This is a genomic window from Salinimonas marina, assembly GCF_015644725.1.
Lineage (GTDB): Bacteria > Pseudomonadota > Gammaproteobacteria > Enterobacterales > Alteromonadaceae > Alteromonas.
Genome location: NZ_CP064795.1, coordinates 602,615 through 616,361, shown reverse-complemented (window position 1 = coordinate 616,361; position 13,747 = coordinate 602,615). Strand labels below are relative to the sequence as shown.

Here is a 13,747-nt window from a genome sequence, read left to right as displayed (position 1 = left end):
AGGGTTGGCATTAGAATAATCGCGCAAAGAAAATACAACGCCGGCACTGTTGTGCGACCGGCGTTAAATATTGAATGTGGGTATCGTGCCAACCAGTACCAGGGCTGGTGTGGTTTTTATTATGGCCGGCTCCGGCTCCAGGCTCGCTCGGCTTGACGCCCACCTGCTACGCCAAGCATCAACAGCAGTAACCCCACAACCGCCCCGCCGCCTTTGATTTCAACCCGAACCGCCACCGGGTGCACGGTAACGGTTAACTGACCTTGGGCTTCTGCAAAGTTGGTATCGGCAACGATGTAAGTTATTTTGTCCTGACCGGTGAAATCAGCGCGAGGCACATACTCTAAGGCCCCGGAATCCAGAATAAATACCGTACCCGATTGCGCCTGGGCGCTAACCACCGTTAACGCATCGCCATCCGGATCGCTGTCATTACTTAACACATTCACGGTAATGCGGCTGCCCGACGCTACTTCGGCGGTTTCATTTATCACCAGCGGAGCTTTGTTGGCCACAATTTCTATGCTCATCATGCCCGCTGCAGTGCCGCCTCGTTCATCCGCTACGCCATAGGTAATTTCTACATTGCCGACAAACCCTGCAGGCGGCGTATAAAATACCTTGTCGTTGTTGAAGGTCACCTCGCCAAAACTGGCAGAAGCCGAAGTAATCATCAGGGCATCACCGTTGGCGTCGGTATCATTGGACAGTGGCGTAAACTGGGCCGATTTGGTGAGCAGGACTTCATAGCGATCCTCATTGGTTTCGGGAAGCATATTAGGGTCGCCGATGACCACGCCTACCCCGCCGGGATCCACCACCGTGGTGTTGGCGATGCCATCGGCGTCATTTGGGCCACCATCCATAATAGTGAGCTGGACACACCAGTGACCGGCAGTGAGGCCCGGAACCCACGCCTCGCTACCCGGTGCAGGACAATAGCCTGGCTCGCCGGCCGCAGACCACACCCGGTTATGGTCATCCTGCACAAAGTCAAACCACAGCTGTTGGTGTTTATACTTACGGTACACCGCATTTTCCGGGACTGGCCTTAACTGTGGGATAACAATATTGACGACCTGGCCCTTACGGGGAAGACCATAAGCAACAAAGTCGAACAGCCCGCCCATATTTTGTGCTATCGCATCGGCGATTAAATCATTCAGCGCACCAATATCCTGTTCCAGTACCTGAGCGCCGCCGGTTTGTCCCATTCTGGCGGTTTTACCCAGCCGCAGACAAACACCAGGATCTGTTTGCAACAGGTACTGCTTCAACACGGCGATATTCTGCGGCAGCACACTACAATTGCTCAGCCGGTCGACAAAATCAGCGATCCCGTTAAAGTTGTGATCACGGTACCCTTCGAGTTCATCCGATATCCCATCCTGGTCCGAATCAACCCCGGTCAGCTTCTTAAAGCCCTCAACCACCTGCAACACAATATTACCGGTAGCACCGAATGCGTTATCTGCTGAGTCGGTAACCTGAAGACTCACCTCATAGAAACCGGTTGCTAACGTGGCAGGCTCAAAGGTAAAGCTCGCCGGCGAATCATCAATATCGATAAGTTTGGTCTCTTGCGCCAGCCAGGCATACTCGTGCGCGTTGTCTGCTTCCGGGAGCTGGATCAACGCGTTTATCTGAACCGGACCGCCCTGGCGGCTCACCACCAGTCGCTCCTCACCCTGCTGCACCGTACGTAACGTAAACGCAGGATCGATATTGGTTTCTGCAATTTGAATCACCTGCTCAAATTGATTACTCCGGTTGAGGTTATCGCTCAGGCTTACCACGATGGTTTCGTTAGCATCTTCTATTTCATCGGCAAAGGCAGTAAAGCGCAGCGTGCCGGTAGTACCTGATTCAATGACCACCTCGCCACTAATAAGATCGTGGTCATGGGCTGTCGCGGTGCCGCTAACCTGGTAGGGAATGACCAGTGGATAAGCGGGTGCTGCGCCGTTTAAATGCACGCTTACCGAGGCACTGTGTCCCTCCAGAACCTTTTGATCCTTGCCTAAAGACACCATCGGATTGATCCTGACCCTCTGACTGGCGATGCTTTGACGCCCTTCTTTGTCGAGGGCTACCCAATAGGCGATATTCATCCCCGGCTCATAGAAGCTACTGCCGCCCATTAACGACACGGGCAGAGGATTGCCAAACCGGTCGACGGCGCTGGCCATACCTAAATCAACTTTTGTAAACAGGGCGTCTGCATCGATAGTGATATCGGCGGGCACTTTAATCACCGGCAACAATCCATTACTGGCTGGCTCCACGGTTACCATTACCCGGGCTGACGCGGACTGTCCGGCGGTATCTTTAATGGTATAAGTTAATACCGTGGTGCCCACAAAGCCTGCTACCGGACTATAGAACAGTTGCGACTCACTCCAGCTCACCGTGCCTAATGAGGCGGTCGCGCCGACAATGGTCAGCTTATCGTCTTCCGGATCGCTGTCGTTGGCCAGAACGTCAATGGTTTGCTGGCCATAGGCGTCGGTCAGGACCACATCATCAATAGCAAGGGGCGCATCATTCTCGCTACCAATGACAATGGTTACGGTGGCTTCGTTGGAGCTGTACTGACCATCACTGGCAACATAGGTGAAGTGATCCTCGCCATCAAAGTTTTGCGGCGGGGTGTAGGTGGACACCGGCATATTGCCAGCCAGTTTGCCTTTGGGTTCGGTTAACAGCGTGTAGGTCAGCAGGTCGCCATCAGCATCGACACCATGCAGCGCCATCGTGATACTTTGGTCCTCGCCAATCTCAACGGTCAGATCCTGCAATACCGGTGCGGTGTTTGGCACTGTTACGGTTATATTCCAGACACCACAACTTTGCTCAGTGCCATCAGACACACACACCCGGGCTTCAGCAGGCCCATCAAAATCGGTTAGCGGTGTGAATGTCAGGCGGCCCCCAGCACCTGTACTAATCACCCCATTGGTGGCGCTGCTACTGGGCAGCTGCAACGTGTCGCCATCCACATCTATGGTGTGGGCAAATACATCGATGATAACGGGCTCGTTCACAAAGGTCGTTACCGGGATGGGCGAGAGCACCGGGGCATCGTTAACCGGCGTCACAGCAAAGTGAAGCTGGGCAGCGGTCTTGCCGCCAACACCATCACTTACCATATATGAAATCGTCGCCGGCCCATTGAAATCCTGAGAGGGCATAAATCGCAACTTGCCACCCTGGCTGACACTGGCCTGTCCCTGGGCAGAGCTTAAGTTGGTAAGCTGTAGAATGTCATTATCGGCATCGATATCGTTGGCCAGGATATCCAGTATCATCAGCGTATCTTCGATGGCCACCGCGGTATCGTCAACCACCACCGGCGCATCATTTATATTCGCCACTGTCACGTTTACCTGTCCGCCTGTGGCGCGCCCCGTAGTATCCTGAACATCGTAATGGATAACAGTGTTACCGGCAAAGTCAGGGTTGGGGGTATAGCGCAGACTATCACCTTCCACCGTTACCGTGCCGGTACTGACGGTAGCATTAACAATAACCAGTGCTTCGCCGGGGTTGTCCGCATCATAGTCATTGTTAATCACATTCACTAAAGCACTGCTATCTTCAGTGACCTGCAGCGTGTCGGCCACTGCCACCGGCGCATCATCCATCGGCGTGATAGTAATGGTCACGTTGCCGCTTACCTGAGCACCGGCAGTATCGGCAACCAGGTAACTCAATGTCTGTTCACCGAACAAATCAGCCGCAGGCGTAAATAAAATATTGGTTTCATCGGAGCTGATAAGGGCCGTACCCTGCAAACCGGCAGTCTGCAAACTGATAAGGGTGAGTTGCTGCCCATTGTCGGCATCGCTGTCATTGCTCAGCACATCAAGCACCTGATCCCGGCTGTCTTCTGCAATGGTGAAAGCATCATTGGAGACCACCGGCACTTGGTTTAATAAAGTAAAGCTGACGGGGTCCTGGGTTAGCTGAACCTGATTACCTAATGCGTCGACAAACCACACTGCCGGGGTAATGTCGTAAGGGTTCTGAGCCGCTGCCGGCACCAGACTGGAGGAGTCCAATTCCAGCGTCAGGACAAAACGCTCGGCATTGACATCATTATCGGAGTTAATTATCCCCCCAGCTCGACGGTGGCCGAGTCAATGGTCTGGATAACATCAACGCTTACTGAAGTATTGGCTGATTGTGCATTTATATCTCCCGGGTTTAGCGCTGCTCGCAAACCAGTATCAAAATTGCGTGCCAGCGTGGCTGAAATGACCGGCATATTTTCTGGCAGCAGTATCTGTGCAGACACCTGCTCATGGCTACCCACCGGCACATTCAGCGTGTATTCCAGCGTCACGGTCTCGCCCTGAACAATATCAGTGCCGGTAGTCTGGTTATCCGAGGTGGCGGTAATTTGGCTGGCAACAGTAAGTGCCGGGGTCAGGGCGTCAGTAACCTGCACCAGCAGTGGATTGCGACCGTCGGCGGCGTTACTGTTATCATCGGCGCTCAGCGTACTGAAATTCGATCCGCTAACACTGGCTTGTGAATCAATCACAAAATTATTGTCAGGGCCCTCCACCCGCAGTGTATAACTGACACTGGCCACCGCGCCAGGGGCCAGGCTCCCCAGATTTGCCACCAGTGAGGGTGATTCGCGTCCCACCGCGCCCTGACTAACCTGGGCTGAGTTTTGAACATAACGAGTGTTGTCCGGATAACTCTGGGTAACCACCACCTGGCTGGCGGCCCCGCTGCCATAGTTAGAAGCCTGCAGGATGAAGGTGATTTCATCGCCGTTATCGACCATGCCGTCCCCATCCATATCATGCTTTAAATACCAGCTTTGGGTGAGTTCCACAGCTGGCTGAGCACTGGCATCGTGGCCCACTGCGAAAATCTGTAATGGTTGGCTGCCATCTGCGGCAATACCGTTAGCATCAAAATCACGGCTCCCGGTTTCATTACTACTTAACCGGCCCTGTAACAAAAATGAACGTGAGGTGGTCGTCGGAATAATGTCATCAATGGTCGCGGCAAATGACAACACCACCGACGCGCCGGCAGGTAACACGGCCAGCTCCCCGGTAAGGATGTTTGCAGACACCGCCACACTATCGGCCCCCGGCAGTACTGCCGAGCCGTTTACATAACTCAGGCCGGCTGGGATAGGCTGCTGCACCGCAACATTGGTCAAATCAACCGTGCCGTTGTTGGTTAACGTATAGCGAAAGGTCAGGGTATCACCGGCACTGACTCTTTCATCATTATCGGCATCGTGGGTTAAGCTGAATTGCTGCTGGCTAATGGTAGCGGTAACCTCGCCTTCGCGGCCGCTTATCCGCAATCGGTTCGCCTGATCGCCGTTGGCATCATTGGCATCCGCGTCGGTAGGTTCGCTGACCGTGGCGGCAGAGTCTACGCTGCCCTGGGCACTAATAAAGCTGCCGGGAGGGGCGGTGTCGCTTACGGTCACCACAAAGCTGATATTCAGAATCTGATTTTCGGCCAATGTCTCTTGGGTAACCCGAATACCGGCGCTGTCATCGAGCACACCGGCTGATGTCTGCGCGGTACCTGCTTTATAAGCGGTGCTTGCCGGAATACGATGGAAAAACTCAAATTCCGGTGCGTCGAACCCGTTATTGGTGGTGATGGTGGTGTTGATGGTCAACTCATCGGCGGCATCGACCTGCCCATTGCCATTGGCATCATAGGTCAAGAACATGCTCTGGTCTGCGCTGATAAACGAAGCATCATCGGCCGCAATAGTTTCGGCAACACTGAAACTGTAGATGCGCTCGTCGTTGTTAGCTGCAGCTAAACTACTGAAACTGGCAGACTGCGTGGTTACCGACAGTGCGCTATCAATGGCGGCATCGCTATCCACCCGGGCTTTAAAGCTAAACTGCCGGGCCCCTTCAGTTGCCACAATGGTGCCCAGGTTTGCGGCCAGCACCCCACTTTGACTTTCATCGGCCATGCCGCTACCGGCAAAACTGCCTGCTTCCAGGGTCAAACCAGTAGGCAGTGTAAGTACCAGCCCGGTATCATAGGCGTTCGAACTGCCTGCTTCAGGGGTGGCCGTAAAGGTAAAAGTCACCACATCGCCCAGCGTCACCGCATTTTTGTCAGCCTCAAAGGTGACATTCAGGGCCGGCTCTATCACGATTACCTCAAGGTTGCTGGGTGAAGCCAAAACGCTATTGCCTGCCGCCCTGCCGGTAAAACCTAATAAGTCACCACTTTGGGTGCCGGGACTATCTTCAACTACCCCGGTGACTGACACCATAAAAAAGTCATTCGCAGGATCGTTGTCCGGGGCGTTAGTTACCTCCCCAAGATTCAGCTGCACCTGATTATTAGCATCTGCCGTCGCGGCACTGACGCCGGTATAGTTTATCTGCCCAGGTACCGATACCGCCGCCTCTTCAAACCGGACCCCTGTCGGCATATCAAGTTGCACGTTCAGCGCATCAACATTGCCTTCGATAACCCCACCCGAAGGTCCAGCGTAATTGATTCACCAATGGTGAAGGTAGTTACCGGATGTTTATCCGCATTCAACGTGGTTTGCACCGAGAGGGCGCTGTTCAGGGTTAGCTCACTAACGGTGAGGCTGTTGTAGTTATTCAGCACCGAATTGTTGTTATCATCGGCGCCATCAGAATGGTCTCGCCCTGCGTTGCTGCTGATATCACTTAAGCTGTTGTAGGTAGCGGTAACCGTGTTAAGCAGCGTTTGCCCCGCCTGCGCTGTATCATCTACATAGACATCATATTCCAGTACCAACGCACTGTTAGCCGCGATGGTCAGTGCCGGTAACGCCAATGTGTCGCTGGGGTGGTTGGTGGTAATGATTTGTACATTATTCTGATTCACCGCGGTATTGGTACCGTTTAGTTCTATGGTTCCGGTAGAGGTCAGGGTGATATTGGAAAAAACGGCGTCCGCTGCTGCCGGATTTCCTCCTAGCAGCTCCTGGGGCATTACATCGTTTAACACCACCTGATGAGCTGGTGCGCTGGAAGATTGATTTTGCACCGTGGTGCGATAACGAATTTTATCGCCTGCGTCGCTGTTGACATCTCCGCTTAAAATCATCTGGCTCACCTCCAGATCAGCTTCGCGCAAGATAAAGCTACTGCTGTCTGAGGGCGCCGGGTCCGATACCCGGGCATAACTTAACGCAGCTTCTGTGGTTAGCGTCACGCCGTCCTGATTGGTCAGGATATTCTGGGTTTGCACCGGTATGGTGATTTGTACGGTTTGACCCAGACCCGCAGAGTTGACCACCGAGCCGAACTGCAGGATTACCGGGTTGGTGCCTGCCGGCTGGCTGGTCGCGGGGGTCTGGCTGGTGCTGAAATCAGCGGCAGGATAGCCCACATCGATGGGTTCGCCGGTATACCGCACACCGGTGGGTAAGGTTAGAGTAGCACTAAAAGCATCGGTGGTGCCGGTAGGGATCCCAAGATCCATGGTGTAGGTCAACGACTCACCGATGAGCAATGCTGATGAGCTGCCCGCCAGACTCACAGCAGGTGCCCCAGCCATAATCGTTTCGCGGCCGGTCGCCGTCAGGTTGTTGACCGCCTGAGCTTCGGAGTTATCACCTGGCAAACCCGTTCGCTCGCCATGTGCGCTACCCGCGGTGCCTGGTGTTGCATTGCCCGTCCCCTGCTCGCCGGGCAACGAGGTCGCGGTGAAAGTCGCAAGACTTTCTACCGGCTCTTCAAAACCAATCGAGGCATCCGCCTGGGCGGTGTACACAATGGTGATACTTTCGCCAGGCGCCAGATACCGTTCGCGGTTATCGGTCAGGCAACTACTGGTAACAATAATCTCGTTGTTCGCCTGGGTAACACACGCGCTGATATCCTGGTTTCCCCGGGACAAGGTGGCTGAAGTCAGCCCCTGATACGCTAACCGGGATGGCAGATTTTCGGTGATCACCCAATCCCAGGCCCGGCTCGCCCCAGACTGAGCAGAATTGGTCGCCACCAGCGTATAGGTCATCGCTTCCCCGCCGCTGAAGGTGGTTTTGTCGGCATCAAGGGTCATCAGTAACAACGGGGCAACGATAAGGCTATAGGAACTTTGCTGGTGTGCCTGGGCGGAACCAGCCTGGTTCAGATAATTGATACTGGCTTGCACGGCTTTACTTGCACCCCGCAGGTTGGCACTGGTGTTGGTGACCAGCAGCTCAAACGCCACCACTATATATTCATTATTTCTATCATTATCAGTATTGGTGACTGTGCCTAAATCGAAGGCCAGTTCACCCATGCCCACGGTCGGTTCAATAGAACTATTGCTGGCTGCAAGAGTGGTATGAGTGGTGCTGCTCAAACCAGTGTCAGAGATTTCACGCACCGTCGCACTTGACTCGATATAGGCGAGTCCTTCAGGCAACTCGATGATGGCAAACTGGCCGGGCTTTCCCACTGTGCGCCCTTCCGGAATCACCATTTTGACCCCATAGGTCACTACCTCACCAATCGCCAGCTCAGGCAGTTCACCGGCCGCGGTCCAGCTTTCCGAGGTGGTTAACGCAGACAGCGTTGTCACCGTCGGGTTTACCGTCTGGGCAATGACAGGCCAGCTTTGCATTTGTTCACGTTGAAGAGCGCCTGTGCCAGGCTGGCTGTCGCCTTGGGCGGTGGCCGTCAAATCAAAAGCGGAACCGGATTGCACATCGCCCACGACGGTTCCGCTATAACTAAAAACAAGGGTTTGGCCCACCGCCAGCGGCGCTGTACTGCCAGTAAAGGTGACGGTATTGCCCACTTTGTTAAAGCCATAACCGGAGGCCATGACCGGTCCGGCTACCACACTGGTAGTATCCAGCAAGTTCTCATCTAACATGCTGGTTACGCTCACATCATGGGCCGCAGCAGTTCCGGTATTTTCTACCGTTAAGGTGACCGTGATCTCATCGCCGGCCGAAAGGGCCGTGGAAGGGGTGATAGCAGTACTCATCGACAGATTATGTTCAGCAAACTGCTGGCCCACCGTGGCGTCAATGTCGGGACCGCTAAAGCCGGCAAAGGTTACGGCTGTTTGCAAGGTTTTGTCTTGTTTGGCTAAGACCGCAGCGTTGGCCTCATTGTTGGTGACCCGGGCATTAAACGCTACCGTAAAACTGTTGTTGTCCGGGTTATTATCTGCGGTGGTGGTCGTAGTACCAGAAAATGTCATGGTCAGTTGCTGACCGGTGGCCAGCGTGCCCGCTGTAGTCACCACCGGCGCCGATGCCAGGCTACCGGCATAACCGCTGGTGGCCGGATGCGCCGAACCAACGCTGTATTCAAAGCCCGCCGGTAATATAGCCTCCAGTACCAAATCACTGACTTGTCCTTCGGGTAAGGTTATCGTGGCGATATAGCTGATCAGATCCCCCACCACCACATCGGGCGCCTCGGGTTGCGGCGAAACCGAGACTGCCGCGACACTCACTTTCGGCGAGGAGACAAAGAGCGACTGGGTGGCGGTAAGGGCGGGGAATTTGGTGGCGCCGGTATTACTTGCCCATACCGTGCTACTGGCTGCGGTAATATTTTGCTGAGGCTTTACATCAGCCGCCACATTACGGGTAAAGCTGACCACCATTATGCTTCCTGGCGCCAGCGGATCATTCACGGTAAAGTCATTGGTGGCAAAGGAACCGGTGGTGTTACTGGTTGGCACATTGTCAATCGTTACTGAGTCCAGCACAGCATCATCTAGCCCCACCACCGTTGCCACCTCAGCGGCAATATCATAAGCGGTGGCGCCGCCTTCATTGGTAATTTGCAGCCAATAGCGAAGAGTATCGCCCGCATCCACTTCTGTCGCACTATCGTCGGTTAGCAGCGCGACCAATTCGGGAGCGCGAACCAATAGCGACACATTCCTTAAGCTGCTGGAGATTTGGCCAGGGCTATTTTGACTGGTGGATGAAAACAGATTGGTCAGATTGAGACCGTCAGCAAACGGCTCGCTGACAATGGTGGCTTCAATATCTACTGCCAGAGTTTGGGCCTGAGTACCGCTAACATCTCCCCAGTCAATAATCAGAGCGTTATCCGCGATATTATAATCTACTGTGGCAGCGACTTTAGGAAGCCCATCGGCACTATACCAGGTTACCTTGTCCTGACTACTGACCGACTGATCGTCATAAATTGTGCTGAAATTTGCCACGTTAAATACCGGCAGGGGCAAATAGTTCACAAATTTAATGGCGTTACTGTCGCCTGAAGGGATGGCCATACTCAAGCGAAAGGTAACTTTGTCACCGGGCTGATATTCTGCTTTCACGTGCCCATTATCATCCGGCACAATACTAATCGCAGTTGAAACAGGCGCTACACTCACGGTAGCCGCAGAGGTATCATTACAGGCTGTTGCTCCTTGGGCCAGAGAGTAGGTAATTTGTGAACGTACGCCCAAGCTATCTGAGGCCAGCACATCATTGCCGTTGGCATAGGTTTGCAGCACCCGCACCTGGTAGGATATTGAAAAAGTGGCTGCCGTGCTAGCCGAAGGCTGCGGGCTGGTCAGCAACACGTGGGTAATGGTTTTACCGTCGGCAGAAACCACCGGAGCGCCGTCAGCTGGTGCGCCGATATTATTCACAAACTCCAGCCCATCGGGCAATGTGTCGGTAACGATTAACTCACTGGTATTGCCATAGGCGGTGGTTCGGATGGTATCGGTAATGGTAATGATATCGCCTGGCTTCACCCTTGACGGTGAAGCACTTTGCTGCACCGTCAGATGCTTAGCAGTGATATGCCGGCTAGCGCTAACCGGGGTCAGCGCGGTACCATCGTACTCGGCCTGCGCTTCACTGGTGCTGGTTACTGTTAACGTCGCGCAGCTGTTCGTCGCAAGTACGTCACCAATATACCCGGTATGACTTAAGCGAATATCATTGGCGGACGCGCTGCCGGTGGCACTGAGACATGTCAGATGCAAAACGCCATCGGTTTCGCCCTGTGCAGGCTGAACCAGACTGCAGTTATCCGGAACGGCTGAAGTGAGCTGGTCAAACACCAGATCGCCGCCAAGGCTTTGCTGAATGCTAAGATCTGTTATCGTCTTGCCGGTGGCGATATTGACCCCATGAGAAAAACTGACCTCAAATGGAGCACCTGGTACTCGTTCATTTTCTGCTGCATACATCTGGTAACCATAAGAAAATACGGCTGGTATTACCGTGCCCGGCTCAGTGGTACCGATGATTGCGTCGTTGTCCCGGTGGCGCTGTCGCCGTACTCATAGACCGGCTGGACATTGAAGTGTAGCGGCTCCCCCATAGGCGCGGCAGAGTCGATGGTCAGACAAATGCTGGCATTGAGTGCAGGCCCGCCAGCCACGACTGAGCCTACGGGTAATGACGCCAGCGCCAGGGTTTGCCCGATACTGCCTGTCACGTCCGTGGTGCTGCGGCTGTCGGTTAACAGTTGGCTATTATCTTCTGAAAATATGCCCATAGGCTCAATATCAATCGACTCACCTAACGCGGTCACCGAGTGTACCGTCAACAGCTCATCAGTAATTAGCCGATAGTATGGGCCGTAGCCCGGCTCACCGCTGTTCGTCAGGACGGCGGAGACACACACCGTATTGCCGGCAAAAGCCGAACCTGGGCGGCCCAGGCTAACCTCAGGCTGGGGCGACGTAACTGCGGCGCGACTGACCTGCGAAACAGTGGTCAGCAGTACAAATGCGCTTATAATGAAGGCCCATAAGGGGTTTGACATTGAGTATCCTACTCTACTTTTCATTCACTACTAACATAGCGAGTTCGGACCACTGATACCTTTAGTCTTTCGGATACTCTGGCGGGGACAGGGCACTAAAACACGCACCAAAGAGCACCATGACAACACATCAATTAGCCTATGAACTGCGTCTCCTTTGAGCTTAGTGGTAGAGGGTCGGCATGCGGTATGTAAATTTATACTCGGGTACCAGCTTTCAGCGGCCCTAAAAGTTCTGGTTATCAAAAAAATCATAAACTTAAATCTAAATCGACATGCTGCAGGGTCTGAAACCCGCTGCTGAACCGGGACAGGTCTCGCGGGATAATATGCTCGATTCGCTGGTAAGCGATTGTTATATAAGTGTCAAAGACCTTATGAGGCAATAGTGGCTTCATCGCACCCGGCGTTAAGCCTGCAGTGAGCATGTGCTCAGCTGACGGTGTTAGGAGAATTCCTGCTCGCTCGCGGCAAACTACTTGTCTATCGACAGCCCTGCTTTTATTGCGCATTTGCTGCGATTTGTGCTTTACCTTATTTGCTGTTCACGCTACAAAGCCTGTCTGAACTTTTTTTGTGAATGATAGGCAATACCATAATGCTGTCGTTAGATACCCTGAATCTGGTCTGGCAAGAGGCGCTGGGCAAAACCCTGGCCGCCCTGACCAGCCCGGCTTTTTTATTGCAACTGGTGATCATTGCCGTTATCTATTTGATTGGACTGATTACAGCCACGCAGGTGCGCCGCCGGATCCCGTTTTTACACCATCCACCCACCAGCGCTACGCATTCGGTTACATGGTTTGGTTTTCAGTTGGGCCGCACCTTGTTTCCGTTATTTACCATTATTCTGCTGAAATTTTCCACCACCCTTGGTACGCAATTTCAACTGGATCCCTGGCTGCTTGATGTGGCGCTGATAGTAGCGGTATTGCTGTTTTTGAATTCCTGTATCAATGGCTTTGTCCGCAACCGCGCCGTCGCTATCTTCATGCGTTACGTGGGCCTGCCTATTGTCTTTGCTCATCTCATTGGCATGTTACCGGTCATTATCAAGACGCTGGAAGCCATATCTATTTCGGTAGGAAATGTAGATGTCTCGGCCTATGGGATAACCCGGGTTATCGTGTTTGGGGTATTGCTGTTCTGGCTTGGACGCACCTCTAATACCATGGGACAAGACATTATCCGTAATCGCCGGGATTTGGATATCACCACCAAGGAAGTCTTTGCCAAACTTTTCGAAGTGACCCTGTTTTGTGTGATTGTGCTGTTGCTGCTTAATGTAATGGGCATCAATCTCACGGCACTGGCGGTATTTGGCGGCGCGCTGGGTGTCGGACTTGGCCTGGGGTTGCAAACGATTGCCTCTAACTTTATCTCCGGGATTATCATCTTGCTCGATAGATCCCTAACGGTGGGCGATTATGTCGAGCTGGAAGATGGTGCCAAAGGATTTGTTCGCGAATTTAAAATGCGTTATGCGGTACTGGAAACCTACGATGGCAAAGACATTCTGGTCCCCAATGAAAAGTTCATCAGCTCGCTTTTGGTAAACTGGACCCATAAAGATCCTAAACAACGCTATCGGATAGATTTTTCAGTCGCCTATCAAACCGATATACGTGCGATGGTGGAGATTATAAAAGCCGCCATCGCGGAGCACCCGCAAGTGTTAAGCGGTGACGATATCCCCATTGAGGAGCGCCCCGATTGCGAAATTGACAGCTTCGGCGACTCCGGGGTGAACATGTTTGTCGAGTTCTGGATGGAAGGTATCGATGATGGGAAAAACCGTGTGGGGGGAGACTTATTACTGACCGTATTTGAAACCCTGCGCGCCCATGATATCCAGATCCCCTTCCCTCAGCGGGAAGTTCGTATTATCGAAAAATAAACTTATTGACCGGTTATCAGGCTGACACCTGATAACCGGCCTTAAAAATAACGCACTTGCCGCCATAGCCCAAAAAACAAGCTGCTCACCTTTTAAACAATTACAAATACCC

The 13,747-nt window shown here is 53.2% G+C and carries 5 protein-coding genes; 1 reads left to right on the top strand and 4 read right to left on the bottom strand.

Annotated features, from left to right (window positions below):
* Positions 1-119: 119 nt before the first annotated feature.
* Genes IT774_RS02655 through IT774_RS02640 form a run of 4 tightly spaced genes read right to left on the bottom strand, consistent with a single transcriptional unit; the run spans position 120 to position 11,738 of the window.
* Positions 120-4,061, bottom strand: a complete 3,942-nt coding sequence (locus tag IT774_RS02655; protein ID WP_195811215.1) for an Ig-like domain-containing protein — start codon at positions 4,059-4,061, stop codon at positions 120-122.
* A 50-nt stretch (positions 4,062-4,111) separates the two neighbouring features.
* Positions 4,112-6,454 (bottom strand): DUF11 domain-containing protein, encoded by a 2,343-nt coding sequence (locus IT774_RS02650; RefSeq protein WP_195811214.1) that lies wholly within the window; start codon positions 6,452-6,454, stop codon positions 4,112-4,114.
* Positions 6,455-6,456: 2 nt separating this feature from the next.
* Entirely contained in the window at positions 6,457-11,157 is a 4,701-nt protein-coding gene (locus IT774_RS02645; RefSeq protein ID WP_195811213.1) for a CARDB domain-containing protein, read from the bottom strand.
* 29 nt (positions 11,158-11,186) lie between these two features.
* Complete coding sequence (locus IT774_RS02640; RefSeq protein ID WP_195811212.1) at positions 11,187-11,738, bottom strand: hypothetical protein; 552 nt, start codon at positions 11,736-11,738, stop codon at positions 11,187-11,189.
* Positions 11,739-12,336: 598 nt separating this feature from the next.
* Between IT774_RS02640 and IT774_RS02635 the strand changes: the two genes are divergently transcribed.
* Positions 12,337-13,635: a mechanosensitive ion channel family protein gene (locus IT774_RS02635; RefSeq protein ID WP_408641197.1), complete on the top strand. Its 1,299-nt coding sequence runs from the start codon at positions 12,337-12,339 to the stop codon at positions 13,633-13,635.
* Positions 13,636-13,747 lie beyond the last annotated feature (112 nt).

What these genes read in the sequence shown, in the direction of transcription:
- IT774_RS02645 (WP_195811213.1), bottom strand. Translation starts at nt 11,157, where the DNA reads ATGTATGCAGCAGAAAATGAACGAGTACCAGGTGCTCCATTTGAGGTC.
- IT774_RS02640 (WP_195811212.1), bottom strand. Translation starts at nt 11,738, where the DNA reads ATGTCAAACCCCTTATGGGCCTTCATTATAAGCGCATTTGTACTGCTG.
- IT774_RS02635 (WP_408641197.1), top strand. Translation starts at nt 12,337, where the DNA reads ATGCTGTCGTTAGATACCCTGAATCTGGTCTGGCAAGAGGCGCTGGGC.